This window comes from Pseudomonas sp. PS02302 (assembly GCF_029959585.1).
In the GTDB taxonomy this organism is placed as follows: domain Bacteria; phylum Pseudomonadota; class Gammaproteobacteria; order Pseudomonadales; family Pseudomonadaceae; genus Chryseomonas; species Chryseomonas aestiva.
Genome location: NZ_JASCON010000058.1, coordinates 1 through 26,451 on the forward strand (window position 1 = coordinate 1; position 26,451 = coordinate 26,451).

Consider the following 26,451-nt stretch of genomic DNA (forward strand, 5'->3'; position numbering starts at 1 on the left):
GTGGCTGGCTGGTGGCGGGTTTTGGGCTGTTTTGGGGGGGATAGTGGTACTTCGGGGTTTGGTTTGCCCTCACCCCGGCCCTCTCCCTGGGGGAGAGGGGGCGTTTGGGTGGGGTGCGTTGTTTTGGGGCGTTGGGCTTCGAGGGTGGGGCTGTCTCAGCCCAACCTACGGGGTCTGGGTTGCCCTCACCCCAGCCCTCTACCGGGGGGAGAGGGGGCGTTTGGGTGGGGTGCGGTGCTTTTGGGTGTTGGGCTTCGAGGGTGGGGCTGTCTCAGCCCAACCGACGGGGTCTGGGTTGCCCTCATCCCGGCCCTCTCCCTGGGGGAAAGGGGGCGTTTGGGTGGGGGGCGTTGCTTTTGGGTGTTGGGCTTCGAAGGTGGGGCTGTCTCAGCCCAGCCTACGGGGTCTGGGTTGCCCTCACCCCGGCCCTCTCTCTGGGGGAGAGGGGGCGTTTGGGTGGGGGGCGTTGCTTTTGGGTGTTGGGCTTCGAAGGTGGGGCTGTCTCAGCCCAGCCTACGGGGTCTGGGTTGCCCTCACCCCAGCCCTCTCCCTAGGGGAGAGGGGGTGTTTGGGTGGGGTGCGTTGCTTTTGGGCGTTGGGCTTCGAGGGTGGGGCTGTCTCAGCCCAACCTACGGGGTCTGGGTTGCCCTCACCCCGGCCCTCTCCCTGGGGGAGAGGGGGCGTTTGGGTGGGGTGCGGTGCCTTGGGGCGTTGGGCTTCGACGGTGGGGCTGTCTCAGCCCAACCTACGGGGTTTGGTTTGCCCTCACCCCGGCCCTCTCCCTGGGGGGGGAGAGGGTGTTTGGGTGGAGTGCGGTGCTTTTGGGTGTTGGGCTTCGAGGGTGGGGCTGTCTCAGCCCAGCCTACGGGGTCTGGGTTGCCCTCACCCCAGCCCTCTCACTAGGGGAGAGGGGGTGTTTGGGTGGTGTTGGGCTTCGACGATGGGACTGTCTCAGCCCAACCTATGGGTGTCGTAGGTTGGGCTGAGCGCAGCGAAGCCCAACAGGCCCAAGGCCGGCTCAGTAGTGGCTGTGCATCACCGCGATTCCCGCTTCCAGCACGCCCTGCCATTCCTGGCGCAGCGCGGGAGAGAAGTCAGGATCATGTTGGGCCAAGGTGGCGAGCAGGCAGTCGACCCAGAGGTCGTAGAGTTCGGGGCCGATGTCCAGCCGTGCCCGGCAATGGCTTTCGCCAAGCTGACGCAGCTTGGTGGTGGGCATGCCGCGGGCGACGAGTACCAGGTTCATGATGCCGTGGCGCAGCAGCAGCTTCTGCGCGGCCATGTCGGTATGGGCGAATTTTTCCCGGACCCGGGGCGAGCTGGCCAGGAAGCGTTGATAGAAATCATCGAAGAAGGCGGGGCTGGCGCAGCAGCGTCCATAGCTCAGCATCACGTTCTGGGCCGGCAGCATGCGGATTCCTGGGCGGGCATGAAGCGGCGCAGCTTGCCTGGGGGAATGGGCAGGCGTCTTGATGCGGGTCAAGCCGACAGCCAATCGGTGGTTCTGAAACATTTTGAACCAATTCACAGGGGCGCTTTTCTACCCTAGGCGCAGCGGTAGCCGAGAAACCCCCACTCCAGAGGGTCTGGTTCGTCGCGGCGCGATTAACGTCCCCTGGAGAACCCCATGAGTCAGACCCCCCTGTTAATCGGCTTCGTCATCATGTCGCTGGCTTCCCTGGCCATCTATGCCAAGGGCGCACACCGCGGACCGTTGCGCGGCCATACTCTGGTCCATGCCGCGGTGCCCTTCATCGCCGCCACGGCCTATCTTTCCATGTACCTGGGAGTCGGCAACCTGATCAAGCCGGACGGCAGCATCACCTACGTCGCCCGTTACCTGGACTGGACCTTCACCACGCCGCTGCTGCTGGCCGGGGTAGTGAGCTCGGCCTATCTGGGCGCACGCGAGCAGGAAGGCCAGGCCGGCTTCGTGGCCTCCATCGTCACCCTGGACGTGGTGATGATCGTGACCGGCCTGGTCGCCTCCCTGGCACCCTACGGCACCATCAAGTGGGTGTTCTTCGCCTGGTCCTGCGCGGCCTTCGTCGGGGTGCTCTATCTGCTGTGGAAACCGCTGGCGACCCTGGCTGGGCAGCACCCTGCGATCGGCGCGGCCTATCGCAAGAATGTCGGCTTTCTGAGTGTGCTCTGGCTGATCTATCCGGTGGTCTTCGCCGTGGGTCCCGAGGGGGTCTGGGCGGTGAGCGACGCCGCCACGGTCTGGGTCTTCCTGATCCTCGATGTGCTGGCCAAGGTGGTTTATGCCTTCACCTCGGAGCGCAATCTCAAGGCGGCCCTGGCGCGGCCTGGCGTCTGAGCATGACGGCCACCGGGCGCGGCGAGCGGGTGCTGCTGCCGGCCGCCGGACTCGCCAGCCTGGCGGGTGGGGCCGGGCAACTGACCTTCGTGCTGCTGGTAGGCCTGGGTCTGGGCCTGCTGCATGGGGCCAGCGATCTGCGCCTGGTCGCACCCGGGCGGCGCCTCGCCTTCCTCGGCAGCTACCTGGCGACGGCCCTGGCCTGTCTGCTCTGCTGGCAACTGGCGGGCACGGCGGCGCTGCTGCTGTTCCTGCTGCTCTCGGCCTGGCATTTCGCCCATGAAGACGAGCTATTTCCCAGTCGACTGATCTCGCTGGCCCTGGGGCTGTTCATCATTGGCGGTCCGGCGGTGGTGCACGAAGCCGCCGTCGCCCGGTTGCTGGCGCTGGCCATGGGGCCGGCTGCTTCTCTGGCCCTCGCAGACTGGCTGGCCCGCGTGCTCGCCCTGGGTGGGCTGCTGGCGCTGCCGGTGCTGTTGCTGGCCGCCTGGCAGCAGCGGTGCCCCAGGTTGGCGGTGACGCTGCTGGCGGTGGTGCTGGCGCCGCCCCTGGTCGGGTTCGCCCTGGGCTTCTACCTGCTGCACGCCGCGCCCCAGACCGGGGTGCGCCAACGTTTGTTGGGGGCGCCTACCTTCAAGGCCTATCTGCGCCTGACGTGGCCGATCCTGCTGGGCGCAGCGCTGTTTACCCTGGCCGGTGGCCTGGTGTTCCTGCTGCAGGAGCGTACCGGCATCCGCGCGCTGTTCGCTGTGCTGGCGGCCTTCGCCGTGCCGCACATGTTGGTGCTGCCGCGCTTTCTCGCCCCGGATGCCGAGGCCGCATCCCGCTCAGGGCCGCAGGTGGTTGAGCGGTAGTTCGGTACTGGCCAGGATCTGGTTGAGCACGAAGCTCGATCGCACGCTGGAGACGCCCTCGATACGCGTCAGGGTGCCCAGCAGCAGCTGCTGGTAGTGCTCCATGTCGGGCACGACGACCTTGAGCTGATAGTCCGCATCCATGCCGGTGACCAGGCAGCACTCCAGCACCTCGGGGCACTGGGCGATGATCGCCTGGAAGTTCTCGAAGCGCTCCGGGGTGTGTCTGTCCATGCCGATCAGCACGAAGGCGGTCAGCGACAGCCCGAGTTTCTTGCGATCCAGCAGGGCGACCTGGCGGGTGATGTAGCCGCTGTCTTCCAGTTGCTTGACCCGGCGCGAACAGGGCGAGGGCGACAGGCCGATGCGTTCGGCCAGTTCCTGGTTGGAGAGGCGCGCGTCGCGCTGCAGTTCTGCCAAGATTTTCAGATCGAAGCGATCGAGTTTGTCCATTTTGCGTGCCTTGCGCTAGCCAATTGCGCCCAATCCTAGGTTTATGGTCATGGATTGCGCAAGAGGCAGGAAAGAAGCTGCACAACGCAACCCGCTGCCGGCAGTGGGGGCGTAAGCTGAACTCAACTTCGATAGCCCGGTAGAGCTGTCCAACGAAGGCGCCCCAGGAGGGCCTTTCGCATCGTCAACGACGGTATCCCGTCCGCGACGCCCGGGCCCGCCCAGGTCATCATTCCTGGTCGATCGCAGCCACCGTCACGAGCGGTGCGAGAGGACAACGAATTCAAGGGGAGGCCGCAAGGTCTCCCCTTTTCTTTTGCGTTGAAGTTTTGGAGTTGGGCTCACCCTCACCCCGGCCCTCTCCCAGAGGGAGAGGGGGCGATTGGGGGAGGTTGGGTGGGAAGAGCATCGCGGCCGTGGGCCGCTCCTACAGCGGTACAAGCTTGCAGGAGCGGCCGCATCGGCGGACCGCCATGGCCGCGATCGGGGCTTACGCCTGCCCGGGCGGCTGCTTGTCCACGGTCAGGGGCGCGTCGCTGGCGAGGAATTCCTTGGCCTCCTCTTCGCTGGCCACCGAGGGCGGCGAGCCGCGCAGGGGTTGGCCGGCGGTTTCGCGCACGGTGAGCATGGTCAGGATGCCGATCACCGCCGCAACCATCATGTAGTAGGCCGGCACCAGGGGGTCGCCGGTCTTTTCCACCAGCCAGGCGGTGACCAGCGGGGTGGTCCCGCCAAACAGCGACACCGAGATGTTGAAGGCGATGGACAGGGCGCTGTAGCGGATCGGGGTGTAGAACAGCGCCGGCAGGGTGGAGGGCATGGTGCTGGTAAAGCAGGCCAGGGCCATGCCCAGGAGCATCAGGCCGAGGAAGATCAGCCAGTCGTGGCCGCTGCCGATCAGCTTGAGGCAGGGAATCGCCAGCACCAGGATCGCCAGGCAGGCACCGATGATCATCGGCTTGCGACCCAGGCGGTCACTGAAGAAGCCACCGAGGATGTTGAGCGGCATCATCACCACCATGACGATGAGGATCAGCAGCAGGCCCTTGGTCTCGGCATACCCCATGGTTACGGCCAGGTAGCTGGGCATGTAAGTCAGCAGCATGTAGTCGGTGACGTTGAACACCAGCACCAGGCCGATGCACTTGAGCAGGGCGACGCGATGCAGGGTGAACAGCTCGCGCAGGCTGTGCGCCGGGCCGTCCGCCGCCTTGCCTTCGTTGGCCTCGGTATGAGCCTTGAATGCCGGGGTCTCTTCCAGCTTGAGACGCATGTAGAGGCCGAGCAGGCCGAGCGGGCCGGCGATGAAGAAGGGCACGCGCCAGCCCCAGTCGAGCAGCTGCTCCTGGGTCAGGGCCGCGGTGAGCGCCGTCACCGTTCCCGCGCCGGCGATATAGCCGGCCAGGGTACCGAACTCCAGCCAGCTACCCATGCGTCCGCGGGTCTTGTCGGTGGCGTATTCGGCGATGAAGGTCGCCGCCCCTCCGTATTCACCGCCGGTGGAGAAGCCCTGCACCACGCGCGCCAGCAGCAGCAGGGCGGGCGCCCAGATGCCGATGCTCTGGTAGCTGGGGATGAGGCCGATGCTGAAGGTACCCAGGGCCATCATGATCATGGTCAGGGCCAGCACCTTCTGGCGACCGTACTTGTCACCCAGGGGGCCGAACACCATGCCGCCGATGGGGCGAACCAGGAAGGCCACGGTAAAGGTGGCGAAGGTGGCGATCAGCTGGGCCGCGGCATCGCCGTCGGGAAAGAAGACCTTGCCCAGGGTCACGGCCAGGTAGCCATAGACGCCGAAGTCGAACCACTCCATGGCATTGCCAAGGGCGGCGGCGCCGACGGCGCGCTTGACCAGGGAATTGTCGACGATAGTGAGGTCGTCCGGCTTTACCTCATGGCGACGCTTGAACCAGCCAACGTGATGATGGTGTTTCGACATGTGTTTTCCTCCTTGCGTGGGGCCATAGACCCGAGCGGACCGCTAGAAGTGCGATGACAGAGGGGCAGAAACTTCCTCGCTACCTCCAGGGGGCGACCCGGGAGCCCGTGATGGTTGCAGGCGCGGGCGCTCGCTCCGTGCCTGCGGGCTCCGGGTCTCTCGGCGCCCTGCAGGGGCCGTTCAAGGGCAGATCGGCGCGGGGCTAACAGCCAGCCTGGGGCAGGGTCCAAGCCTTGGGGTACTCTGGGTCATCCCCTCGTGGAGCCGTGCGATGAAATCGCCTGCCGTGCTGTGTGCGCTTGTGCTTTCCGGTGTTTCCCTGTGGAGCGCCGGGCCCGCCTGGGCCGATAACAACTATCGCCTCGGCGGCGGCTATGTCACGCCCCCAGCGGGCGCCCAGCCGCCACCGGTCATGCCCCCAGGCAATGCCGGGCGCTGGCAGGGCGGCGGTCAGGGTGACTGGAATGGCGGCCCGCCCGGGCGGGGCGACGGGCCTGGGCGCGGCAATGGTCCGGCCCTGGAGCGCTGGGAGCGCAACGCCCCCCCGCCACCGCGGCCGGGCTATCAGCCGGCCTGGCAGGATCGACCCGTCCCCGTGCCGCGTCCCGGCTACATGATGCCGGCGCCCGACCAACCGGGTCGGAACTATCCGCCGCCCCCGCCACCGCGTCCGGAGCGGGATCCGCACTGGGCCGGCCAGCGTCCGGGCTGGGGCGCCAATCCCCAGTGGCGACCGGGTTTCGAGGTGCCGGGCGTGCCGGCCGGCTTCACTCGCGTCTGGTATCGCGACAGCCAGTATTACTATGCCGACGGCTACTGGTATCGACCCCAGGGGCCGCGCTATGTGGTGACCCTGCCGCCGACCGGGGTGCGCGTCAGCGTCCTGCCGGCCTTCGCCGAGACCCTGTGGATGGGCGGCACCACCTACTACTTCGCCGCGGGCAGCTACTACCGCACCGATCCGGGTGGCGGCTTCGTCACCGTCGCCGATCCCAATGTGGCGGCCGTGCCGACCACGACGGCAGCGCCGGCCGGAACGGGTTACGACGCCTATGACGTCACCGCCTATCCCTTGCAGGGGCAGTCGCCGCAGCGCTACGCCACGGATCGCTACGACTGTCGGCGCTACGCCGCCGGAGAGTCTGGCTTCGATCCCGAACGCCCCGGCGCGGTCGCCGATCCCTATCTTGCCCAGCGCTTCCGCCAGGCCTTGGCGGCCTGTCTGGCGGGACGTGGCTATCGCGTGGAGTAGCCGTCGCCTGGAGTAGTGCTCAGTCGTTGGTCAGTTGCACCAGGGTGAACAGCCCGAAGGGCGGCACGCTGCTGCGACTGGCGCGGCGCAGGTCTTCCCGGGAGAGGATGGAATCCATGGCGAAGTCCGGGTGCCAGCCAAGCTTGCGCGAGGCCGGTGCCAGGGCCTTTTCCGCCAGCAGCCGCAGACCGCTCTCGGCCTGGAAGTGATTGACCAGCAGCAGGTGACCGCCCGGCTTCACCACCCGGCGCATCTCCTGCATCAGTTTGCGCGGATTGGGCACCACGGAGGCCACGAACATGGCCACGGCGATATCGAAGGAGCCGGTGGGCAGCCCGGTGTCCTCGGCATTGGCTTCGAGCAGGGCGTCCACCGTGGTGATGGCGTCGCGGCTGACGCGCTCCCGGGCCTTGGCCAGCATGTCGGGCGAGAGATCGATGCCGGTGACGCGCTTGTCGGCGCTGTAGTGGGGCAGGGCCAGCCCCGTCCCTACCCCCACTTCCAGTACCCGGGTACCCGCCAGGGCGTTGACCGCCGCCACCGCGCGCTTGCGGCCGGGGGCGGAAACGCCGCCGAACACCCGGTCATAGACATTGGCCCAGCGCCGGTACGCGGAAATGATGGCGGCATTGTCCAGCGCGGAGTGTGGAGCTGAGGTGTCGGCAGTATTCAGCGAGTAATCGATTTTCTTCGAGTCGTGCATAGCGGCCTTGTCATTGTCGGTAGATGAAAGCAGCGGAGTGACGGCGCCCATTCGGCGTGGCGTCCGAGGGTTATAAGTGCGATCTAGGGGGGGCTACAGGCGTTGCGCTATTTCGTCATGCGGATTGAAAGATGGCCTGGCGCCTGACTGTCCACGGCCCGCAAGCCAGGCGTAGCGGCTGCTCCAGATAAGGTTGTTACCGTTTTAGAACAATCTCACGGTGTTTGGCTAGTTATGTCTGGCGTTATCTCGCCTGGATGAGAAGTTGGTAGTTTTAATTGTTTTTGATTGTTCGTTCTTTCAATTTAAATATTATTTTATTATTTGTTCGTTCAATTAATGGACTTAGCCAGTTACCCAGCGGCGTTCTTCCTGGGGCAGCTCCGGGTAGGAGAGAAGGAGCACAACGCCGAGAGCGGCGGAAGGCGGGGAAGGTAGGGAAAGCCATGGTCAGCAGGCCGTGCGGCGCCTCCATTAAAAGTCTTACCTTTTTCAGGGCGCCAACCGATCAAGACCCGCGTTTCAGAGCATGCGAGCAAGCGACAGATGCTTAGATAGCATATTGATAGGTAGCTTTATTTACGTTATGCAAAGGAATCCGCCACGCTACCATCACTCGTTTCGCTCATCTCCGCGCCGTCCAGTCATCCCGCCAAGATGGCCGAATATCCCGCTATTGCTGATTTACAGCCCGCTTGAGTGCAGCATCCTCGTCATTCCGTCACGCACAAGGCAGACCTGGCATGCAGAAGGCTGCGGGCTTCACTCTTACCGAATTGCTCATAGTCATGGCGTTGGTGGCGATCCTGGTCTCCATCGCAACACCCGGCTTCGGCGCCATGACGAGAGCCAATCGCGTCCTCGTGGCCACGAATGAGCTGACTAATCTGCTCACCTATGCCCGGAGCGAGGCCTTGACCCGCGGGCTCAACGTCAGCGTCGAGGCCCCCGACGTCAACAACTGGTCCGGGGCGCTCAAGGTCACCACCGCCAGCAGTACAGTGACCGGTGGCGTGGAAATCCTGAGGACCTTCGAGGGCACCGGCCTGGCGCCCAGTGGCCTCAGCAGCACCGGGACGGCCACGCGCCTGACCTTCAGGCCCAACGGCACCCTGGCGAGCGCCTTCACCGTCCGGCTCTGCGCCAGCAACGACAGAAGCACTCCGGGCAAGCTCCTCACCGTCAGCCAGGGTGGCCATACCGAAGTGGCCGATTTCACACCGACGTCAGCGAGCAGCGGATGCAGTTGAGCCGCGAGTCTTCCCAGGCAGGCTTCAGCCTGATCGAGGTGCTGGTGAGCCTGGTGATCATCTGTATCGGCGTGCTGGGCCTGGTGGCGCTGCAGTCGCGCAGCCTGGTGCTGTCCCAGGACGCCATCCAGCGCAACAACGCCATCATGCTGGCGGGTGATCTGCTGGAGCTGATGCGCAGCAACGCCGGGGCCGCGCTGGACAGCAAGGGTCGGTTCAGCGCCGACAGCCCCTATGCCAAGCCAGTCGGTAAGGACTTCACCACCCGGGCCCTGGAGGCGGCCGATGGCTCCTGTGCCAGCCTCGCTCGGGGCCAGGGCGGCGAGACCATCGCCGGCAAGGATCTGACCTGCTGGCTGCAGCAGGTGCGGACGCTGCTGCCGGTCAGCGATGCCATCCTCAAGGCCAATTTCGCGGTATGCCCGACGCGCCAGCCGCCCCAGGTGGGCAGCGCCGCGCCCTATGCGGACCCCGATGCCTGCGTGTCACCCGATGCCTCCATGGTCATGATCGTCCTTGCCTGGCAGGACAATACCGGCAACAGCACCGGCTGCAGTGGCGGCCTGTGCTTCTACACCCTGAGGGGCGAGTTATGAGGGCGCAGCGCGGCCTGTCCATCATCGAACTGATGGTGGCCCTGACCCTGAGCAGCTTTCTCATCCTGGCGGTGACCCAGCTGTACCTGAACAACAAGCGACACGCGCTGTTCCAGGAAGGCCAGGTCAGCAACGAGGAAAACGGCCGGACCGCCCTGCTGCTGCTCGACCAGCAACTGGCGCGCGCGGGCTTCCGGGCCAATCCGACCCTGCAGACGACGCTGGAGACCGCCTTTGCCGCGCGTCCCGCTGCCAACGGCTGTCCGGCGATGAGCAGCGGCCAGGCCGTCGCCCTGACCGACGACAAGACCGGGCTGTGCCTGCGCTACCAGGGCGAGACCAAGGGCAGGGACAGCGACTGTCTGGGCAATCCTATCGCCGAAGATGCCAACGGTAACGGCACCGAGGTGCTGACCCGTATCAGCTACGTCGCCGATCCCGCTGGCACCCTTGGCCGCGGTACCCTGCAATGCAGCGCCCAGGGCAGGCCGGCCCAGGTCATCGTCGCCGGCCTGGCGGATTTCGTCTGGTTCACGCTGCCCACCCCCAGCCAGCCGAGTCAGGCCGTGCGCTATGCCGCGCTGTTTTCCAGTCGCGCCGTACCCACCGAGGGTATGGCCAACGCCATGGCCGCCAACTGGAAGCCCCTCACCGGGCGCGAACTGCCCGCGGGCGCCAGCACCCAGGTGCTGCAGATCGTCCAGGGCAGTGTCACCTTGCGGAATCTGATGCCATGACGTCCCGTTCACCCCGGAAGCAAGGGGGCGCGGTGCTGCTGATCGCCCTGGTCATGCTCCTGCTGCTCACTCTGCTGGCCGTGACCAGCATGCGCGAGACCACCTTGCAGAACCGGGTGGGTGGCAACGTCTCCGAGCAGAAACGCGCCTACAACGCCGCCGAATCGGCGCTGCGCGAAGCCGAACGGCGGCTCAGCAGCCTGCGGGGAACCCTGGCCTTCGGCAATGCCAGCGACGGCTTCGACTCCTGCACGACCAGTTCGAATGCTCTGGCGGCCACTGTCGAGAATCTGTGCATCCTCAGCGACAGCAAGGATCTGGACACCCAGGCCAAGGTCCAGGCCTGGGCCAAGGTCGCCCTGCAGACCCTTGACCCGGTACCAGCGGAAAACTCCGTGGGTTATCGCGGTTTCGATGGCCAATCCCGCTATCGCCTGGCGCCGCGCTGGGTGGTGACCGCCATGCAGGGTGGTCCGGAAGGTGATCTGGGTGACGTGTACCAGGGGCGTGGGACCTACTACTACCGGGTAACCGCCGTCGCGCGCAGTGGTGGGGCGCGTTTTCCGGTCATCCTGCAGAGCATCGTCAAGCTGGAGGTGAAATGAAGCTTTCGTTCCGTCTGGCGCTATCGACCGCGCTGCTCGCCGCGGCCAGTGCCAGCGCCAGCAACCTGAACATCGGCCAGCAACCGCTGTTCCTGAGTACCGGCGTCGATCCCAATATCATCGTCACGCTGGACAATTCCAACAGCATGAAGTGGGGCTTCATTCCGGACTCACTGGGTTACAGCGCCAATGGCCTGCGCACCACGCGGCGGGTCAAGTCGGCGGCCTTCAATGCGCTCTACTACAACCCGGCGGTGAGCTATGCCGTGCCGAAGAAGGTCACCTTCAGCAATGGGGTTCTGACGACCTCGGACTATCCGGTCAGCAGCGGCACCGGCTTCGATTTCACCCGGGTATACGTGAACGGCTTCCGACCCGGGGCCGGCACCGTGGATCTGAGCCGGGACTATCGCGTCGCCTGGGAGTACGACACCGCTCGTGGCCAGGATACCAACTACAACGCTGGGACAAATTATGGTGGCGCTACCGGCACTATCTACTACCTGGCAGAAAATCCCAGAGCGGATTTCTATGTCTGGTGGAACGATAGGACCGAGGCTGGGGTTCCAGCCTATTACTACGCGTTCAACAAGGGAAATCCCAACTGCCAGACGTCGAATGAAGACTGCTACACCCTGGTGAATCCCACTTCCGCGGCGGATCGGCAGAACTTCGCCATCTGGTATGCCTTCTATCGCAACCGCGCCCTGAGCATGCAGTCGTCGGCCAATCTGGCCTTCTCGCAATTTTCCAGCTCGGTGCGGCTGACCTGGCAGGACCTGAGCAACTGCACCACCCTGAACTCCGGCACCGACTGTGAAGGAATCAGCTACCGTGGCAGCAATCAGCTGCGCACCTTCGACGGCCAGGCGCGGGCCAATTTCTTCCGGTGGCTGGGCGATATCAACTTCAATACCGGCACGCCGCTGCGCAGTGCCCTGGATCGTGCTGGTCGCTTCCTGCAGAGCAGCGGCAAGGACGCGCCCTACGCCAAGGACCCCGGGGTGACCCAGAGTCCCGAATATGCCTGCCGCCCGAGTTATCAGATCATGATGACCGATGGTAAGTGGAACTCGGACACCATCGGCGCCGGTAACGTGGATGGCAGTGGGCAGACGCTCCCGGACGGCACCAGGTACTCGCCGCGGGCGCCTTTCACCGACAGCGCGAGCAACACCCTGGCCGACCTGGCGTTCAAATACTGGGCGACCGATGCCCAGCCAGGCATCCCGAACCAGCTTTCGCCCTATGTCCGCGACGCCAGCAGCAACACCGATACCCAGTACTGGAATCCCAAGAACGATCCGGCCACCTGGCAGCATCTGGTCACCTATACCGTCGGCTTCGGCCTGAGTTCGTCGCTGACCAGTCCGGCCTGGGGCGGCAGCACCTTCGCCGGCGGCTACAGCCCCACCATGAGCTGGCCCGCCGCCAGCAGCGACAGCGACAACAATGTCTATGACCTCTGGCACGCGGCGATCAACTCGCGCGGCGACTTCTTCAGCGCCGACGATGCCAATGGCCTGGTCGACTCCCTGAATCAGGTGGTCAATCGTATCGCCCAGACCAATACGGCCAGTGCCGGCCAGGCCTCCTCGCCGCTGCTGGACAGCACCCAGAGCTCCAACTACAGCTATGTGCCCAGTTTCTCCAGCAGCGACTGGAGCGGCGACCTTGCCAAGTACCTGCGCACCTCGACGAGCACCACCAAGGTCTGGAGTGCCCAGAGTCGTCTGGATACGACCTATGGCACGGGCAGCTTTGCCGCGCGCAAGGTGTACATGAGCGTGGGCGGGGTGCGTCAGCCATTTATCTGGAGCAATCTGAGCGACGACCAGAAGGCGACGCTGAACCGCAACGCCAACGGTACCCGCGACAGCTATGGCGAGGCCCGGGTCAATTACCTGCGTGGCGATCGCAGCAAGGAAAGCCAGACGGCCACGCCGGCCCTGCGCATTCGCAATCATCTGCTCGGCGACATCATCGATTCCACACCGGCGCTGGTCAGTGCACCCAGCAGTCCTGCTGCCAGGATGAATGCGCTCGGCGCTGCCGGCAGCTACAGCGCCTTCCAGCAGAAATGGGCGAAGCGAGCCACGCGGATCTACGTCGGTGCCAACGACGGCATGCTGCACGCCTTCGACGACAACGGCGACGAGGCCTTCGCCTTCGTTCCCAGTGCGGTCATCCCAAATCTCTACAAGCTCAGCGATCCGAGCTACACCAGCAGCACCCACCAGTTTTTGGTGGACGGCGCCCCGGTGGTGCAGGACGTCTACTACGACAATGACTGGCATAGCGTGCTGATCGGCACCCTGAGAGGCGGTGGTCGGGCGGTGTTCGCCCTGGACATCACCGATCCCGATAATCCCAGGGTTCTCTGGGAGCTCAGTGCCAGCGATCCGGATTTCAGCGAGCTCGGCCTGACCTACAGCCAGCCCGTGGTCGCCCGGCTGCACAGTGGCGACTGGGCGGTGCTGCTGGCCAACGGTTACAACGGTGCCAATGACAAGGCGGTGCTCTATGCCCTGGACGTCAAGACCGGCAAGCGCCTCGCCGCGCTCACGCCCGAGCCCAAGGACGGTCTGACCACGCCCAATGGTCTGGCTGCGCCAACGGTGGCCGATGTCGATGGCGATCTGGTCGCCGACTACGTTTACGCGGGCGACCTGCACGGCAATCTCTGGCGCTTCGACCTGATCGGCAGCGATCTAAAGGCCAATGCCAGCGCGAGCGCCTTCAAGGTCGCCTTTGGCGGAGCGCCCCTGTATCGCGCCCGGGCGTCCCGTTACACCAGCGGCGACGCCAACCAGATCCAGGCCATCACCGCGGCGCCGCGCCTGCTGCGGCATCCCTCGGGGATCGGCCATCTGCTGCTCTTTGGCACCGGCAAGTACCTGGAGGCCGGCGACGCCACCGCCGTCACCGGCAAGGCCATGAGCCTGTATGGCATCTGGGACCGCCAGACGGCAGGCAAGGCCGCCGACAGCACGCCGACCCTCAGCACGGCCAATCTGCAGGTGCAGACCCTGGGCAGCGACACGCAACTCACCTATACCAGTACGGCCCAGGTTTCGATCACCACGACGGCCAATACCCTGAGCACCAACGCGGTGGACTGGTATGGCGACAGCAACAGGACCGGCAAGTACGGCTGGTACCTCAATCTGCCGTCGACGGGGGAGATGATCGTCACCAAGCCGCTCTACCTGGCGGATACCCTGCTCGCCGCGGCCCTGGTGCCCAATGACAATCCTTGCGATTCGGGCGCGGTTACCTATCTTTATGCAGTGGATCCCTACACGGGTGGCGGGACCGATCACCTGCAACTGGGCAGCCAGCTCCGCTACGCCCGTCTGCAGATGGCCGGACTGCTGAGCGGACTGAACGCCTTTGTGTATGGCTATGGTCCTATCAGCGTGGGCGGTACCCTCCTGCCGGGCAGCAACGATGGGTCACAAGGAGGTGGTGGCGGTGGTGGCGTTGGAAGCGTGCCGTTAGCCAAGCCATCCGAACGCCAGACCTGGCGCACCTTCTCCAATCAGAATCCCGATCCCTGAGGTAGCGATGCGAGCACGAGGCTTTACCCTGATCGAGCTGATGATCGTCGTGGCGATCGTCGGCATCCTGGCGGCCATCGCCTATCCGAGTTATCAGAACTACGTACTGCGCTCCAACCGCAGCGAGGGCCAGGCCCTACTCAACGAGGCGGCAGCGCGGATGGAGCGTTTCTATGCGCAGAACAATGCCTATCCGACCAGCGTGGCCAATCTGAACATCGTCAACAACAGGACGCCGGCGGGCAGCCAGACGGTGACCTCGACCAGCGGCTTCTACCAGTTGAGTGCCGCCATCTATGCCGCCAACAGCGCGGACTACGCCAGCAATGGTCCCTATCTGCTGACCGCTACCCGCAGTGGTACCCAGACCCGCGACACGGTGTGTGGCGATCTCACCCTCAATGCCCAAGGCGTGAAAGGGATCAAGGGTTCCGGCAATGCTGCCGACTGCTGGCGCTAATCCTCCCGCCCCTGCACCAGGCCGGCATCCCGGTCCTGTCCCACGCGATAGCCGCCAAAGCCCAGGGTGACCCGCTGGGTGGCGTCGGCCTTGCCGGCGTCGCGTGCTTCGTGTTCGACCACCAGGCGGTTGAGGCGATTGAGCAGGTGCATGGACTCGTCGTAGGCGGTGCGATAGAGACTCAGGGTCGAGTCCTGGGTCAGGTTGTGGCCGTAGACCACGTGAAAGGTGAAGTCCGGCGCGGCGCGGTCCTGCAGGTAGAGGCGCTCGAAGCCGGCCAGCAGGTCGCCGGTGAAATGGGCCAGCAGCCGCCCCGCGCCTTCCTGGCTCTCGGTGCCGCGCAGCAGCGAACGGGGGGTGAGCACCACGCGGTCTTCCTCGTCGAGGCGTGCGTAACCCTTGCGCAGCCATTCATCCAGCACGGTGCGGGCGCGGACGTCGCTGCCGACGCTGGCGACCAGGGCGTCGAAACTCTGTTCGCCGCCGCGGCGCTGGGTGCGGGGGAGGGGGCGCAGATTGCCCTCGGCATCGAGCAGATCCAGCCGTGAGGTCCAGGCGCTGAGCACCTGCCATTCCAGGCTGGGCGTACAGGGGGTGAGTTCCGGGCTGGCCTCGCGCAAGGCGCGGACCTCGCGGCGCGGCAGGCCGGTCAGCACCGAGATGCGACTGTCGGAATTGGGCTTGTCGCGCAGCGGTTCGAAATCCTGGGCGACCTCGAAATAGGTCTGGCGCAGCAGGCGATCGAAAGTCTGGTAGGTGACGCCGGAGGCGATGGCGATACGCACCAGCCGACCGATCAGGCTGCGCAGAAGCAGGGGAACCTTGGTGGAAAGCATGGGGGACTCGACGCGGCAGACGCCCGCCCATCTTCGCGGGGCCTCGGGTCCCCGTCAAACCAGCCGGTCACAAAGTGTCGCGGACGCCGCTCAGGCTGTCGTCCGCGGGTCAGGGCGCTGGTTAGCCAGGGGTGCCCGATTCGGTCGCGCCGGCCACGTCCGGATCGTCCGGAAATTCTTCCGGCTCCATGTCCGCATAGGGCAGTTCTTCAGGCGGCGGGGTGTTGCTGGGGTTGTCGTAGGTCTTCTGGTCGGCGTCGCTCATGGTGGCTCTCCGGGGTTAGTGTGAAGATATCGAACCCCTCTGGGCGGGGCCGTTCCCGAGCAGCTGTCGACAGCGACCTCGTGTCGGCCAGGTGGTCAGGGATCGAACGTCGTTAGCGCGATAGCGGTCCATTGGCTGACCGTCTCCTTCGAATGACGGCGCCCGAGGATTCCCGTGATGACCACGCCCACCGCTGTCCATCCGTTGCCGTTCCAGCCCGCCTTCGAACAGGTGCCGGACGATGAAGCCGACACCGTTCGCGAGATGGTGGCGGCCATGAGAGACATCACCGAGACCACCTATGCCAACGGCGGCCATGCCCTCCGCAGCGTGCACGCCAAGAGTCACGGTCTGCTCACCGGCCAGGTGACGGTACTGGACGGCCTGCCGCCGGCCTATGCCCAGGGCGCCTTTGCCGTGCCGGGCAGCTATGCCGCGGTGCTCAGATTCTCGACCAATCCGGGCGACCTCCTGGCCGACAGCGTCTCCACCCCGCGCGGCCTGGCGCTCAAGCTGATCGACGTGCCGGGCGAGCGCCTGCCCGGCAGCGAAGGGCAGGTGACCCAGGATTTCGTCATGCAGAACGCCCCGGCCTTTACCGCGCCGGATCCCAAGACCTTTCTCCAGACGCTCAAGCTGCTGGCCAAGACCACCGATCGCGGCGAGGGCCTGAAGAAGGTCGCCTCGGCGGTGCTGCGGGGTACCGAGAAGGTGGTGGAAGCCTTTGGCGGCGAGAGTCCGACGCTGAAGAGCCTGGGTGGCCACCCGGAGACCCATCCGCTCGGCGAAACCTTCTACACCATGGTGCCTTTTCTCTATGGTCCCTATTTCGCCAAGCTCAGCGTGGTCCCGGTGGCGCCGGAGCTGACCGCCCTGACCGATGCCCCGGTCGAGGTCAACGGCAAGCCCGACGGCCTGCGCGAGGCGGTCAATGCCCATTTCGCCCGGCACGGCGGCGTCTGGGAGATCCGCGTGCAGCTGGGCGTGGATATCGAGCAGACGCCCATCGAGGATGCCTCGGTGGTGTGGCCGGAAGATCTCAGTCCCTATGTGACCGTGGCGCGCCTGGAGGTCCAGCCGCAACCGGCCTGGAACGAGGCGCGCTCGCGTGAGGTGGATGACGGCATGGTGTTCAGCCCCTGGCACGGTCTGGCCGCGCATCGACCCCTTGGCGGCATCATGAGGTCGCGGCAGCCAGCCTACGAGATGTCGTCGCAGTTCCGCAGCGCGCGCAACGGTTGCCCGTTGCACCATCCGCGTGGACCGGTGGAGCTGTAGGCGCGGGTACTAGTTGAGCGTGGCGAGCTCGGCGTCGTCGAGTTCGCGGGCGCGTACCGCGGCCGGGCGGCTTACCAGCCCGGCGACATAGCGCTCGAAGTGCGGACGCTTCTCGATGGTGCCAAAGGCCATGCCCCAGGCGAGATGGGCGCCGACATAGACATCGGCGGCGGTGAAGCGATCGTCCACCAGGTACTCGCCCGGGGCCAGGGCGGCGTCGAGGGTGTCGAGCACCTCGGCAAGGCTGCCATAGCCCACCGCACGGCGCTTCTGCGGGTCCTCGGGCAGGACGACGCCCAGCATCTGGTCGGTGGTGGCGGCCTCCAGCGGACCGGCGGCGAAGAACAGCCAGCGGTAGTAGGCCCCGCGCGCCGGATCGCTCAGCGGCGGCGCGAGCCCGGCGGCGGGAAAGGCGTCGGCGAGATAGGCGCAGATGGCGGCGGTCTCGGTCACCACGGCGGCGCCATGGCGCAGCGCCGGCACCTTGCCCATGGGATTGATGGCGCGATAGGCCGGGGATTTCATCGCCGGCCCGTAGTCGACCCGCTGCACCTCGTAGGGTTGTCCGAGCTCCTCCAGCAGCCAGCGCACGATGCGTCCGCGCGACATGGGGTGGGTATAGAGCACAGGCCGGTCGAACATGGTGCAGCTTCCTTGAGTTGTCGTACCCCTTAGCATAGGTAGCCCCTCATCCAGCGTCCATTCACCGGAGCCTGGGTACCCTTCTGCTAAACTGGTAAACCTTTACCAGCCGTTTCACAGGACTCCCGTGCCCTCATCCTTCGCTTCCCTGCCACTGGCCGAGGCCATGCAGGCCAATCTGGCCGAACTCGGCTACCTGAGCATGACGCCCATCCAGGCGGCCAGCCTGCCCATCATCCTCAAGGGCCAGGACCTCATCGCCCAGGCCAAGACCGGTTCGGGCAAGACGGCGGCCTTTGGCATCGGCTTGCTGACGGGACTCAATCCGCGCTATTTCGGCTGTCAGGCCCTGGTCCTCTGTCCGACCCGCGAACTGGCGGATCAGGTGGCCCGCGAACTGCGTCGCCTGGCACGCACCACGCCCAACCTGAAGATCCTGACCCTCTGCGGCGGCATGCCGCTGGGGCCGCAGATCGCCTCCCTGGAGCATGGCGCCCAGGTGATCGTCGGCACCCCGGGGCGGGTACAGGAGCACCTGCGCAAGGGCACCCTGGTGCTGGACGGGCTCAATGTCGCGGTGCTCGACGAAGCCGATCGCATGCTCGACATGGGCTTCATCGAGGCCATCGCCGACATCCTCAGCCAGACGCCGGCGCGGCGGCAGACGCTGCTGTTTTCGGCGACCTATCCGGAAGGCATCGAGCGCCTGGCCCAGGACTATCTGCGCGCGCCGCTGCGCATCAGCGTCGAGAGTCAGCACAGCGACACCCAGATCCGTCAGCGCTTCTATGAGATCGCCGCCCAGGACCGCCTCGCCGCCGTGGTGCGCCTGCTCCGGCACCATCGCCCGGCCAGTGCCGTGGCCTTCTGCCAGACCCGTCAGCAGTGCCAGGAGGTGGTCGAGGCGCTGCATGCCCAGCGCATCTCCGCGGCTGCCCTGCATGGCGATCTGGAGCAGCGCGAGCGCGATCAGGTGCTGGCGATGTTCGCCAACCGCAGTCTCTGCGTGCTGGTGGCCACCGACGTGGCGGCCCGCGGCATCGACGTCGCCGGCCTGGAAGCCGTGATCAACGTGGAGCTGTCCCGCGATCCGGCGGTGCACGTGCATCGCATCGGCCGCAGCGGGCGGGCGGGAGAGCAGGGCCTGGCGCTGTCGCTGGTGGCACCGGCCGAGGCCAGCCGCGCCCAGGCCATCGAGGCTCAGCAGGGCTCGCCGCTGGACTGGCAGCCCCTCGGCGCCCTGCGCGACACCCCGGAGCCGCTGGTGCCGACCATGCACACCCTGGCCCTGGCGGCGGGCAAGAAGGACAAGCTGCGCCCCGGCGACATCCTCGGCGCCCTGACCGGCGACGCCGGCCTGCCCGGCGCCAAGATCGGCAAGATCACCCTGTTCGACAACCAGGCCTTCGTCGCCGTGGAGCGCGATATTGCCCGCCAGGCACTGCAGCGGCTGAGCGAAGGCAAGATCAAGGGCCGGTCGATCAAGGTGCGGATGCTGTAGGGCCAGGGGCGGATACCCTCTGTTGCTACGTCGAATCCCAGCTGTTGGGCTTCGACGGTGCGGCCTGAGGTGTAGCCGTAGCGTGGAAAACGGCGCAGCCTTTTCCACTGGGGCTTCGTCGCGAGGCGCGCCCTCACCCCAACCCTCTCCCTGGGGGAGAGGGGGTCGTCCGAATGCCTTGACGTACCTCGGGCTCTTGGGCTTCGACGGTGGAGCCGTCGCAACCCAACCTACGGTGCGGCCTGAGGTGTAGCCGTAGCGTGGAAAACGGCGCAGCCTTTTCCACTGGGACTTCGTCGCAAGGCGCGCCCTCACCCCAACCCTCTCCCTGGGGGAGAGGGGGTCGTCCGAATGCCTTGACGTACCTCGGGCTCTTGGGCTTCGACGATGGAGCCGTCGCAACCCAACCTGTCTCAGCCCTCGATCCCCATCCGCCGTCTGGCGCGATGGGAAGAGCCGTTGCGGACGGCCCAGCGCAGCACCGGGGCGGTGGCGCCGATACCGGTGCGAATCAGCTGCCGTTGCAGCGGACCCTGGTGGAAACCCAGCTCCGCACTGGCCCAGTCGGGCAGCAGGTCGATGCCGGCCTGCATCATCAGGGCGCCGAAGGGCTTGGCCAGGGCGCTGGGCGCGGGCGCCTGCAGCAGCACCCGGCAGACCTCGCGGCTGCGTTCGTCGCAGACCAGCTGGGGACGGATCGCCTGGTAGTAGGCGGCGATTTCCGCTCGCGAACGGGGCACGTCGGTCGCGCCCAGGCGTTCGGCGACCAGGGCGATCTCGGCGTAGTAGCGATCCTGTTCGGCACCCGGCAGCTGGGGATCGAAATAGCGCAGATAGGCCGCGAGGAAATGACTGACCTCGGCCACATGGACCCAGGTCAGCAGCGCCGGGTCTTCGGCGCTGTAGGGGCGACCGTCGGCGGCCTGGCCGCGGATATGCCGGTGGATGGCCTGGACCCGGGCGATCAGCCGCTCGGCATCGCCGCGGCTGCCGAAGGTGGTGGCGGCGATGAACTGGCCGGTGCGGCGCAGGCGGCCGAGCATGTCTTCGCGAAACTTCGAATGGTCCCAGACCCCGGCCAGGGCCAGCGGGTGCAGGGTCTGCATGAGCAGGGCGGCGATGCCGCCGATCAGCATGCAGGTGAAGTCGCTGTGCACCCGCCAGGGGACGCTGCCAGGCCCGAACAGCCCCGGATCGCCCGGCGGCTGCTCGTAGTCGACCTCGCCCAGGGACAGTCCGGTGAGGCTCATCACCTGCCGCTCGATACGGTTGCGGATCAGTTCCATGGGCTAGCGCGACAGCAGGTAGAGGGCGGCGTACTGCAGCAGCATGATGGTCTTGCCATCCAGCAGCCGACCGTCACGGGCCATGGCCAGGGCCTCGTCGAAGGGCAATTCCAGCAGCTCGATGTCCTCGCCTTCCTCGTGCAGGCCACCGCCGTCGGCGATGCGCTGGTCGGCGCGGTATTCGGCGGCAAAGAAGTGCAGCAACTCGGTCACCGAGCCGGGACTCATGAAGGCGTCGAACAGGTGCTGGACGTTGTCCAGGCGATAGCCGGTCTCTTCCTCGACTTCGGCCTTGATGCGCTCTTCGGGGGCGGCCGCGTCGAGCAGGCCGGCGGGGGTCTCCACCAGCAGGCCGTCGTCCAGGCCGTTGCCCAGGGTCGGCAGGCGGAACTGGCGGATCAGCAGCACGGTGCGCCGCGCGCGGTCATACAGCAGGATGGTGGCGCCATTGCCGCGGTCGTAGGTCTCGCGGGTCTGGCGTTGCCAGCTGCCGTCGCGGCGCAGGTAGTCGAAGGTGGTCTTTTTCAGCAGGCCCCAGTCGGCGGAAAGGGTCTCGACCTGCTGGATGCGAACGCGCGGGGTGTCGGGCATGGGGGCTCGTCTGGACGGGAGGCGTCGGGCCACGGTAGCAGAAGCGGTGCCTTTTTAAGGCACGCGCCGCGACCCCGGGTTCCACCCCGCCGTGAGGACGGCTGGTAGCCGACGTCTAGAACCAGCGGTCGTTCTTCTTGCGACCCCGCGTCATGGACGGCAGGATCAGGCCGGCCAGCAGGCCGGCGCCGGCGATGCTGCCGCCGTAGACCATGTACTGCATCAGCGCCTGCTTGTTCTCGTTGCCGAGCTTGGCCTGGGTGCTGCGCAATTCCGACTGGGCCTGGGTGAGCTGGGCGTCGAGGTCCTTGCGGCGGCTCTCCAGTTCGTCGATCTGCTTCTTGCGCGAATCCAGGGTCTCCTGCATGCCCTGGACGCGATTCTTCCAGCTGTCGTCGATGGTCTTGAGCTGGCCGCTCAACTCGGCCACCTGCTGTTCCAGCTGCGGCAGGCGCTCGGCCTGGCCGGGCTTGGCCTGCAGGTCGGCATTGGGGATCCAGACGGTGCTGCCGCCTTCGCCGCGCACCTGGCTGTAGTCGCCCTGGGTGCTGATCAGTTCGACCTTCTGCCCGGACTTGAGGGTGCCGACGATGCGATAGCCATCGGTGGGACCACTGCGGACATAGGTGGTCAGGCTGTCGCTGACCCAGCGGGCAGTGCCTTCCTGGGCCACGGCGGTGCCGGCCAGGGAAGCGAGGGAGGCGGCCAGGCAGAGGCCGAGATGCGGGAGGCGGGACAGCAGGCGAGATGGGGACATGGGCATGATCGGGTCTTTATGCATGAGCTGAAAAGATGAAGGCCGTGGTAAACAAGCCGGATTATTGTGGGGCAGTACCCTAGCAAGCTGCCGCGCTCTATCCGCCAACCCGTAGCGCCCGCTGTTCGAGACGGTGAAGCAGTTCAAGCTTTGGCGGCGGAAAGCGACGGCCAGTGTCATCTTGCCGCCATGCGGCGGCAGGCGAAAGCTGCCAGGTTATTCAGGATCTTGCCGGCGGCGCTTCAGAGGCGCTGCAAGAGATCCAGACTCAGGGCCGCGAGTGCGCCCAGGCCGGCGCAGCCGAAGGCCAGCGCCTTGCCCCACCAGTGTTTCCAGGCGATGGCGCCAGCCAGCATGCCCACCCCGCAGAGCAGCAGGCCGGACTTGAGATAGAAGTCGGACCAGGCGAGCAGCTGATCAATGAAGTCGAAGAGTTCTTGGAATTCCTGCGGCATAGGGCCTCCTGGCGCGCTGGCGCTATTGAGTCGCCGGGGCCCCGGTCGTTCCCTGGCAGTCCGCCGCCAGCAGCCGCTCGGCGGAACCCTGGTCACCCGGCTGGCTGCCTGCGCGGCCGACCAGCAGCAGGAACTGGCGGCTGGCGTCCTGGCTCGGCAGCGCCACTACCGCCAGCGACAGCCGTGGGTCCGGCAGCGGGTAGGGCGGCTGGCTGGCCAGGGCCTGGAAGAAATCCGCGGCCAGCAACTGGGCTTCGCTCAGCCGCCGCGCCTGATAACGACTGCCCGCCAGCGCCATGGGCAGCGCGCGCCAGTGTTCGTCCAGCTCGGGTGCCAGTGGCGAGAGCTGCTCGCGCACCTCGGGCCGTAGGCAAGCCAGGTGCACATGCAACTGATCCTGGCTGCGCCCGCTGGGAGCATTGAGGGCCAGGGCGATCCGCTCGTCCGCCACCGGCGCCTGGCCCCAGGCGCTCAGGTACCAGCGCTGGCGCCAGGCCAGACCGAACCAGTTGGGTTGGCCGGACTGCCAGAGCGCCGGACTCTCCAGCCCGCGCAGGGGCCGCAGCGGCACCAGGATGAAATGCTGTCGCTCACCCGGCGCGCGCAGCACGGCGAAGCCGGGGTCTTCCACCACCTGGCGACAGGGGGTGGCCAGGCCGGTGAGGCGGGCATTGGGCACGCAGAGCCCGGTCGTGACCTGGCGCAGCAGGTCGCGGCTGGCACAGCCCGTCAGCGCCAAGCCCAGCATCAGCAGCCACAGCAGGCGCTGCCACGACGAGCGGATGCTGGGCGGCAGCGAACAACTGCGCGAACTGCGCTTCCAATGGCTATCAGGGCAATGCAGCGGGAGATCAGCCATGGCCAATGGTTGGGCCGGAGACGGCGCGGTTCAGGAACAGATCGACAGCACGGTGGACGATGCGGTGCAACGCGCCCGCAGCCGTCTGCACCGAGGCGCGAGCCTCACCCATTGTGAGGAGTGCGGCGACGCCATCCCCGAGGCGCGCCGCCAGGCGGTCCCGGGGGTGCACCTGTGCATCCGCTGCCAGTCCGAGCAGGACGCCGAAGACCAGCGCGCCGGCGGCTACAACCGGCGGGCGAGCAAGGACAGTCAGTTGCGCTAGGGCTGGGGCGGCCGGCGAGCACCTGAAGGCCGGACGTTCCGCCAGCGCCTTCTGAGGCAGCCGCCGTTCAACGTCGGCCGGCATCAGGGCGCAGCCGGGATCTGCAGGCCGCGTTGCACCGCCGGGCGGGCGAGGAAGGCGTCGAGGGCGCGACGGACCTCGGGAAAGTCCTGGAAGCCGATCAGGTCGGCCACCTGGTAGACCTCCAGCAGGGCGCGGATCCAGGGGAAAGTGGCGATGTCGACGAGGCTGTAGTCCTCGCCCAGGATCCAGGCGCGGCCCCTGAGCTGACCCTCCAGCACGCCGAGCAGGCGCCGGGCCTCGGTCACGTAGCGGTCGCGGGGGCGCTTGTCTTCGATGTCCTTGCCGGCGAATTTGGTGAAGAAGCCGAGCTGGCCGAACATCGGGCCGATGCCGCCCATCTGGAACATCAGCCACTGGATGGCCTGGTAGTGCTGCGCCGGCGCCTCGGGCAGCAGGCGTCCGGTCTTTTCCGCGAGGTAGAGCAGGATGGCGCCGGACTCGAACAGCCCCAGGGGTTCGCCACCGGGGCCGTCGGGGTCGAGGAGGGCGGGGATCTTGTTGTTGGGGCTCAGGGAGAGGAATTCCGCAGTGTGCTGGTCGTCCTGGCCGAAGTCGATGCGATGCACTTCGTAGGGCAGGCCGAGCTCTTCCAGCAGGATGGCCACCTTGACGCCATTGGGCGTGGGCAGCGAATAGAGTTGCAGGCGCTCGGGATGCCGGGCGGGCCAGCGGTGGGTGATGGGGAAGCGCGACAGATCGGCCATGGTGGACTCCGGAAAGGGGGCGGTTCTGGTTGAGACCGGCCAGCGCGGCCCGGGTTGCGGGGTCTTCAGCGAAGCGGAACTTAGCGCGATGCCTACCCCTCCATCTGAGACGTATCCGCCTTCAGCCCCGCACCGAGGATTTCCCATGCTTCCCCACAGTCAGCAGGGCAGCGGCTCGCCCACCTTCGTGCTCATGCACTTTCTCGGCGGCTCGCACCGCACCTGGTTTCCCACCGCGCCCTACCTAGATGGCGAACACCGTTGCGTGGCGCTCAATACGCCGGGCTTCGGCGATGCCGCCGCGGTCGAGGGCTACAGCGTCGCCGAGATGGCCGACCAGGTGGATGCCAGCATCCGCGCCCTGGGCCTGGAGCGGTGCATCCTGGTCGGCCATTCGATGACCGGCAAGGTGGCCGTGGTGCTGGCAGCGCGGCGACCGGAGTATCTGCTCGGACTGATCCTGGTGGCGCCCTCGCCGCCCGGGCCGCAGCCCATGAGCGAGGCGGATCGCGATGCCCAGCGCGCCTATGGCAAGAGCCGGGCGGAGGCCGAGGCCTTTGTCGACGAGTCCAGCGCCCATCGCCTGCCCGATGCCATCCGCGAGGTGGTGATCGCCGATGCCCAGCGCCTGAATCTGCAAGCCTGGCGGGCCTGGGTCGATCATGGCAGTCGGGAGGACTGGAGCGACCGCATCGAGACCCTGGACTATCCGGTGCTGCTGGTCTGCGGCGCCGATGACCAGCAGGTGCCGGGTCCGGACGAACAGCGCCGCACCACCCTGGCGGCCTTCCCCAACAGCCGGCTGGAGGTCATTCCCGGTGCCGGTCACCTGATGCCGCTGCAGACGCCCCAGGCCCTGGCGCGGCTGATGCTCGACTTCGCCCGGGAGCTCTGACCGGTGGATTCGCTGACCCAGGCCGTGCTCGGCGCTACCGTCCAGACCGCACTGCTGGGTCGCTGGCAGGGTCGGCGCGCGATCCTCTATGGCGCCGCCCTGGCCACCCTGCCGGATCTCGATGTGGTCATCGACTACGGCGATGCCGTCAAGGAGATGACCTACCACCGTGGCTTCAGCCATTCGCTGTTCGTGCTGACCGGACTGGCCCTGCTGCTGACCTCGATCTGCAGTCGCTGGCGCGATCCGGGTTACAGCCAGGCACGCCTGTTCCTGACGCTCTGGCTGGTGCTCATTACTCATCCCTTGCTGGATGCCTTCACCACCTATGGCACCCAGCTGTTCTGGCCGCTGCCGACCACCCCGATAGCCTGGTCCAGCGTCTTCATCATCGATCCGCTCTATACCCTGCCGTTGCTGGTGGCGGTACTCGCTGGCCTGGTGATTGGCCCCCGGGGCAGAACCCCTCGGCTGGCCATGGTGGCCCTGCTGCTCTCCACGGCCTATCTGGGTTGGACCCTGGTGGCCAAATATTCCGCCGAGCGCCAGGTACGCCAGGCGCTGGCGGCCCAGGGGCAGGCGGATGCACGCCTGTTCAGCGCGCCGCTGCCCTTCACCAGTCTGCTCTGGCGGGTCATGGTGGATGACGGACCCGAACGCTACCGGGAAACCTGGGTGGGGCTGTTCGACGACCGCCCGCCCACCTTGGTCCCGCTGCCACGCGGGGGCGAACTGGCGCCGATCGTCGCCGACTCGCCGGCCGAACAGCGGCTGCGCTGGTTCACCGACGACTGGCTGCGCTATGACCGCCTGGGCGACGACCTGGTGGTGACCGATCTGCGCCTTGGCGCCACCGGCTACCACAGTTTCCGTTTCGCCCTGGCTCAGCGCGAGGCCAGCGGTTGGCGACTGGTCGCCGAACCCTCGCTGTGGCCGCGCGAGCGCGGCGGTCGCGAACAGCTGGCGGTGGTCTGGCGCAGACTCTGGCACCCGGAGTCGCCGGCACCGGTGGCGGACTGGGCGGCGCGGCTGTCGCGCCTGCCGGACTGACGCCAGGCCTCCAGCAGCAGCCGCCACCAGGGGCGCTGGGCCTCGTGCAGGGCGGTATGGCGATCCAGGCCGATATCGGCCAGTTCCCGGTCGGTAAGGTCCGGCAGGATGCGGCGGGTGGTCAGCTGGCGCTGGAACAGCAGCCAGCAGCCGCTGGCGCGAGTCTGATCGTGAAGGCTGGGGTCTCTGGGCATGGCGTCTCTCCTGGGCTGTCTCCATGCTCCGCCGCCGCTACGGTCAGGGGCAGACCC

General features: G+C 66.6%; 27 protein-coding genes and 1 pseudogene. 14 read left to right on the forward strand and 14 right to left on the reverse strand.

Annotated elements, in window-relative coordinates; genetic code table 11:
* Positions 1-1,018: 1,018 nt before the first annotated feature.
* Positions 1,019-1,411 (reverse strand): globin domain-containing protein, encoded by a 393-nt coding sequence (locus QMX82_RS17970; protein ID WP_282286089.1) that lies wholly within the window; start codon positions 1,409-1,411, stop codon positions 1,019-1,021.
* Positions 1,412-1,627: 216 nt separating this feature from the next.
* On the opposite strand from QMX82_RS17970, the gene QMX82_RS17975 reads away from it, so the two are divergent.
* Both QMX82_RS17975 and QMX82_RS17980 read left to right on the forward strand, forming a co-directional pair.
* Positions 1,628-2,320, forward strand: coding sequence for a bacteriorhodopsin (locus QMX82_RS17975; RefSeq protein WP_282286090.1), 693 nt, complete (start codon positions 1,628-1,630; stop codon positions 2,318-2,320).
* 2 nt (positions 2,321-2,322) lie between these two features.
* Entirely contained in the window at positions 2,323-3,174 is an 852-nt protein-coding gene (locus tag QMX82_RS17980; RefSeq protein WP_282286091.1) for a Brp/Blh family beta-carotene 15,15'-dioxygenase, read from the forward strand.
* Here QMX82_RS17980 and QMX82_RS17985 read toward each other — a convergent pair.
* A complete protein-coding gene (locus tag QMX82_RS17985; RefSeq protein WP_064309082.1) occupies positions 3,148-3,627 on the reverse strand; it encodes an Lrp/AsnC family transcriptional regulator in 480 nt (159 codons plus the stop codon). The genes QMX82_RS17980 and QMX82_RS17985 overlap by 27 nt on opposite strands.
* A 490-nt stretch (positions 3,628-4,117) precedes the next feature.
* On the reverse strand, positions 4,118-5,569 hold the full coding sequence (proP, locus tag QMX82_RS17990; RefSeq protein ID WP_208694010.1) for a glycine betaine/L-proline transporter ProP: 1,452 nt from the start codon (positions 5,567-5,569) through the stop codon (positions 4,118-4,120).
* 271 nt (positions 5,570-5,840) lie between these two features.
* Between proP and QMX82_RS17995 the strand changes: the two genes are divergently transcribed.
* A complete protein-coding gene (locus QMX82_RS17995; RefSeq protein ID WP_282286092.1) occupies positions 5,841-6,821 on the forward strand; it encodes a DUF6515 family protein in 981 nt (326 codons plus the stop codon).
* Between the two features lie 19 nt (positions 6,822-6,840).
* Here the strand turns inward: QMX82_RS17995 and QMX82_RS18000 are convergent, their stop codons facing one another.
* Entirely contained in the window at positions 6,841-7,524 is a 684-nt protein-coding gene (locus QMX82_RS18000) for a class I SAM-dependent methyltransferase (protein ID WP_208694012.1), read from the reverse strand.
* A gap of 743 nt (positions 7,525-8,267) precedes the next feature.
* Here QMX82_RS18000 and QMX82_RS18005 point away from each other — a divergent pair.
* Genes QMX82_RS18005 through QMX82_RS18030 form a run of 6 tightly spaced genes read left to right on the forward strand, consistent with a single transcriptional unit; the run spans position 8,268 to position 14,732 of the window.
* Positions 8,268-8,774 carry a GspH/FimT family pseudopilin gene (locus tag QMX82_RS18005; RefSeq protein ID WP_282286093.1) on the forward strand — a complete coding sequence of 169 codons (507 nt, stop codon included), beginning with the start codon at positions 8,268-8,270 and terminating at the stop codon, positions 8,772-8,774.
* Positions 8,765-9,370 (forward strand): type IV pilus modification protein PilV, encoded by a 606-nt coding sequence (gene pilV / locus QMX82_RS18010; protein WP_282286094.1) that lies wholly within the window; start codon positions 8,765-8,767, stop codon positions 9,368-9,370. Before QMX82_RS18005 ends, pilV begins: the two co-directional genes overlap by 10 nt.
* A complete protein-coding gene (locus QMX82_RS18015) occupies positions 9,367-10,107 on the forward strand; it encodes a PilW family protein (RefSeq protein WP_208694014.1) in 741 nt (246 codons plus the stop codon). Before pilV ends, QMX82_RS18015 begins: the two co-directional genes overlap by 4 nt.
* Positions 10,104-10,712 (forward strand): pilus assembly PilX family protein, encoded by a 609-nt coding sequence (locus QMX82_RS18020; protein ID WP_208694015.1) that lies wholly within the window; start codon positions 10,104-10,106, stop codon positions 10,710-10,712. Before QMX82_RS18015 ends, QMX82_RS18020 begins: the two co-directional genes overlap by 4 nt.
* Positions 10,709-14,272 carry a pilus assembly protein gene (locus QMX82_RS18025; RefSeq protein ID WP_282286095.1) on the forward strand — a complete coding sequence of 1,188 codons (3,564 nt, stop codon included), beginning with the start codon at positions 10,709-10,711 and terminating at the stop codon, positions 14,270-14,272. The genes QMX82_RS18020 and QMX82_RS18025 overlap by 4 nt, the downstream gene beginning before the upstream one ends.
* Positions 14,273-14,279: 7 nt before the next feature.
* On the forward strand, positions 14,280-14,732 hold the full coding sequence (locus tag QMX82_RS18030) for a type IV pilin protein (RefSeq protein ID WP_208694016.1): 453 nt from the start codon (positions 14,280-14,282) through the stop codon (positions 14,730-14,732).
* Here the strand turns inward: QMX82_RS18030 and QMX82_RS18035 are convergent.
* On the reverse strand, positions 14,729-15,568 hold the full coding sequence (locus QMX82_RS18035) for a DUF6502 family protein (protein ID WP_208694017.1): 840 nt from the start codon (positions 15,566-15,568) through the stop codon (positions 14,729-14,731). The genes QMX82_RS18030 and QMX82_RS18035 overlap by 4 nt on opposite strands.
* A 121-nt stretch (positions 15,569-15,689) precedes the next feature.
* Positions 15,690-15,833, reverse strand: coding sequence for a hypothetical protein (locus tag QMX82_RS18040; protein WP_007161029.1), 144 nt, complete (start codon positions 15,831-15,833; stop codon positions 15,690-15,692).
* Positions 15,834-16,010: 177 nt separating this feature from the next.
* Between QMX82_RS18040 and QMX82_RS18045 the strand changes: the two genes are divergently transcribed.
* Positions 16,011-17,111 carry a catalase family protein gene (locus QMX82_RS18045; protein WP_282286102.1) on the forward strand — a complete coding sequence of 367 codons (1,101 nt, stop codon included), beginning with the start codon at positions 16,011-16,013 and terminating at the stop codon, positions 17,109-17,111.
* Between the two features lie 9 nt (positions 17,112-17,120).
* Here the strand turns inward: QMX82_RS18045 and QMX82_RS18050 are convergent, their stop codons facing one another.
* Positions 17,121-17,753, reverse strand: coding sequence for a glutathione S-transferase family protein (locus QMX82_RS18050; RefSeq protein WP_208694019.1), 633 nt, complete (start codon positions 17,751-17,753; stop codon positions 17,121-17,123).
* A 127-nt stretch (positions 17,754-17,880) separates the two neighbouring features.
* Between QMX82_RS18050 and dbpA the strand changes: the two genes are divergently transcribed.
* Entirely contained in the window at positions 17,881-19,254 is a 1,374-nt protein-coding gene (gene dbpA / locus QMX82_RS18055) for an ATP-dependent RNA helicase DbpA (RefSeq protein ID WP_282286104.1), read from the forward strand.
* A 413-nt stretch (positions 19,255-19,667) separates the two neighbouring features.
* On the opposite strand, the gene QMX82_RS18060 is transcribed toward dbpA, so the two are convergent.
* The 5 genes from QMX82_RS18060 to QMX82_RS18080 form a co-directional block, all read right to left on the reverse strand.
* Positions 19,668-20,540: an oxygenase MpaB family protein gene (locus QMX82_RS18060; protein WP_208694021.1), complete on the reverse strand. Its 873-nt coding sequence runs from the start codon at positions 20,538-20,540 to the stop codon at positions 19,668-19,670.
* Positions 20,541-20,543: 3 nt separating this feature from the next.
* Entirely contained in the window at positions 20,544-21,131 is a 588-nt protein-coding gene (locus QMX82_RS18065) for an NUDIX domain-containing protein (RefSeq protein ID WP_208694022.1), read from the reverse strand.
* A gap of 115 nt (positions 21,132-21,246) precedes the next feature.
* A complete protein-coding gene (locus tag QMX82_RS18070; protein ID WP_133863252.1) occupies positions 21,247-21,894 on the reverse strand; it encodes a TIGR04211 family SH3 domain-containing protein in 648 nt (215 codons plus the stop codon).
* Between the two features lie 236 nt (positions 21,895-22,130).
* Positions 22,131-22,343, reverse strand: a complete 213-nt coding sequence (locus QMX82_RS18075; protein ID WP_133863253.1) for a hypothetical protein — start codon at positions 22,341-22,343, stop codon at positions 22,131-22,133.
* A 22-nt stretch (positions 22,344-22,365) separates the two neighbouring features.
* A complete protein-coding gene (locus QMX82_RS18080; RefSeq protein ID WP_282286111.1) occupies positions 22,366-23,202 on the reverse strand; it encodes a CDP-diacylglycerol diphosphatase in 837 nt (278 codons plus the stop codon).
* Here QMX82_RS18080 and QMX82_RS18085 point away from each other — a divergent pair.
* Positions 23,201-23,467 carry a DksA/TraR family C4-type zinc finger protein gene (locus tag QMX82_RS18085; RefSeq protein ID WP_017642690.1) on the forward strand — a complete coding sequence of 89 codons (267 nt, stop codon included), beginning with the start codon at positions 23,201-23,203 and terminating at the stop codon, positions 23,465-23,467. The two genes, QMX82_RS18080 and QMX82_RS18085, sit on opposite strands and share 2 nt — an antisense overlap.
* 83 nt (positions 23,468-23,550) lie before the next feature.
* Here the strand turns inward: QMX82_RS18085 and QMX82_RS18090 are convergent, their stop codons facing one another.
* A complete protein-coding gene (locus tag QMX82_RS18090) occupies positions 23,551-24,255 on the reverse strand; it encodes a glutathione S-transferase N-terminal domain-containing protein (RefSeq protein ID WP_282286113.1) in 705 nt (234 codons plus the stop codon).
* Positions 24,256-24,400: 145 nt separating this feature from the next.
* On the opposite strand from QMX82_RS18090, the gene QMX82_RS18095 reads away from it, so the two are divergent.
* The gene (locus QMX82_RS18095) at positions 24,401-25,150 is read left to right on the forward strand and encodes an alpha/beta fold hydrolase (protein ID WP_208694024.1); all 750 of its coding nucleotides are present in this window, start codon (positions 24,401-24,403) and stop codon (positions 25,148-25,150) included.
* Positions 25,151-25,153: 3 nt separating this feature from the next.
* A complete protein-coding gene (locus QMX82_RS18100; RefSeq protein ID WP_208694025.1) occupies positions 25,154-26,200 on the forward strand; it encodes a metal-dependent hydrolase in 1,047 nt (348 codons plus the stop codon).
* An 86-nt stretch (positions 26,201-26,286) separates the two neighbouring features.
* Here QMX82_RS18100 and QMX82_RS26120 read toward each other — a convergent pair.
* Positions 26,287-26,394: pseudogene (locus QMX82_RS26120) on the reverse strand (hypothetical protein); the annotation flags it as partial.
* Positions 26,395-26,451 lie beyond the last annotated feature (57 nt).

What these genes read in the sequence shown, in the direction of transcription:
- QMX82_RS17970 (WP_282286089.1), bottom strand. Translation starts at nt 1,411, where the DNA reads ATGCTGCCGGCCCAGAACGTGATGCTGAGCTATGGACGCTGCTGCGCC.
- QMX82_RS17975 (WP_282286090.1), top strand. Translation starts at nt 1,628, where the DNA reads ATGAGTCAGACCCCCCTGTTAATCGGCTTCGTCATCATGTCGCTGGCT.
- QMX82_RS17980 (WP_282286091.1), top strand. Translation starts at nt 2,323, where the DNA reads ATGACGGCCACCGGGCGCGGCGAGCGGGTGCTGCTGCCGGCCGCCGGA.
- QMX82_RS17985 (WP_064309082.1), bottom strand. Translation starts at nt 3,627, where the DNA reads ATGGACAAACTCGATCGCTTCGATCTGAAAATCTTGGCAGAACTGCAG.
- proP (WP_208694010.1), bottom strand. Translation starts at nt 5,569, where the DNA reads ATGTCGAAACACCATCATCACGTTGGCTGGTTCAAGCGTCGCCATGAG.
- QMX82_RS17995 (WP_282286092.1), top strand. Translation starts at nt 5,841, where the DNA reads ATGAAATCGCCTGCCGTGCTGTGTGCGCTTGTGCTTTCCGGTGTTTCC.
- QMX82_RS18000 (WP_208694012.1), bottom strand. Translation starts at nt 7,524, where the DNA reads ATGCACGACTCGAAGAAAATCGATTACTCGCTGAATACTGCCGACACC.
- QMX82_RS18005 (WP_282286093.1), top strand. Translation starts at nt 8,268, where the DNA reads ATGCAGAAGGCTGCGGGCTTCACTCTTACCGAATTGCTCATAGTCATG.
- pilV (WP_282286094.1), top strand. Translation starts at nt 8,765, where the DNA reads ATGCAGTTGAGCCGCGAGTCTTCCCAGGCAGGCTTCAGCCTGATCGAG.
- QMX82_RS18015 (WP_208694014.1), top strand. Translation starts at nt 9,367, where the DNA reads ATGAGGGCGCAGCGCGGCCTGTCCATCATCGAACTGATGGTGGCCCTG.
- QMX82_RS18020 (WP_208694015.1), top strand. Translation starts at nt 10,104, where the DNA reads ATGACGTCCCGTTCACCCCGGAAGCAAGGGGGCGCGGTGCTGCTGATC.
- QMX82_RS18025 (WP_282286095.1), top strand. Translation starts at nt 10,709, where the DNA reads ATGAAGCTTTCGTTCCGTCTGGCGCTATCGACCGCGCTGCTCGCCGCG.
- QMX82_RS18030 (WP_208694016.1), top strand. Translation starts at nt 14,280, where the DNA reads ATGCGAGCACGAGGCTTTACCCTGATCGAGCTGATGATCGTCGTGGCG.
- QMX82_RS18035 (WP_208694017.1), bottom strand. Translation starts at nt 15,568, where the DNA reads ATGCTTTCCACCAAGGTTCCCCTGCTTCTGCGCAGCCTGATCGGTCGG.
- QMX82_RS18040 (WP_007161029.1), bottom strand. Translation starts at nt 15,833, where the DNA reads ATGAGCGACGCCGACCAGAAGACCTACGACAACCCCAGCAACACCCCG.
- QMX82_RS18045 (WP_282286102.1), top strand. Translation starts at nt 16,011, where the DNA reads ATGACCACGCCCACCGCTGTCCATCCGTTGCCGTTCCAGCCCGCCTTC.
- QMX82_RS18050 (WP_208694019.1), bottom strand. Translation starts at nt 17,753, where the DNA reads ATGTTCGACCGGCCTGTGCTCTATACCCACCCCATGTCGCGCGGACGC.
- QMX82_RS18060 (WP_208694021.1), bottom strand. Translation starts at nt 20,540, where the DNA reads ATGGAACTGATCCGCAACCGTATCGAGCGGCAGGTGATGAGCCTCACC.
- QMX82_RS18065 (WP_208694022.1), bottom strand. Translation starts at nt 21,131, where the DNA reads ATGCCCGACACCCCGCGCGTTCGCATCCAGCAGGTCGAGACCCTTTCC.
- QMX82_RS18070 (WP_133863252.1), bottom strand. Translation starts at nt 21,894, where the DNA reads ATGCCCATGTCCCCATCTCGCCTGCTGTCCCGCCTCCCGCATCTCGGC.
- QMX82_RS18075 (WP_133863253.1), bottom strand. Translation starts at nt 22,343, where the DNA reads ATGCCGCAGGAATTCCAAGAACTCTTCGACTTCATTGATCAGCTGCTC.
- QMX82_RS18085 (WP_017642690.1), top strand. Translation starts at nt 23,201, where the DNA reads ATGGCCAATGGTTGGGCCGGAGACGGCGCGGTTCAGGAACAGATCGAC.
- QMX82_RS18080 (WP_282286111.1), bottom strand. Translation starts at nt 23,202, where the DNA reads ATGGCTGATCTCCCGCTGCATTGCCCTGATAGCCATTGGAAGCGCAGT.
- QMX82_RS18090 (WP_282286113.1), bottom strand. Translation starts at nt 24,255, where the DNA reads ATGGCCGATCTGTCGCGCTTCCCCATCACCCACCGCTGGCCCGCCCGG.
- QMX82_RS18095 (WP_208694024.1), top strand. Translation starts at nt 24,401, where the DNA reads ATGCTTCCCCACAGTCAGCAGGGCAGCGGCTCGCCCACCTTCGTGCTC.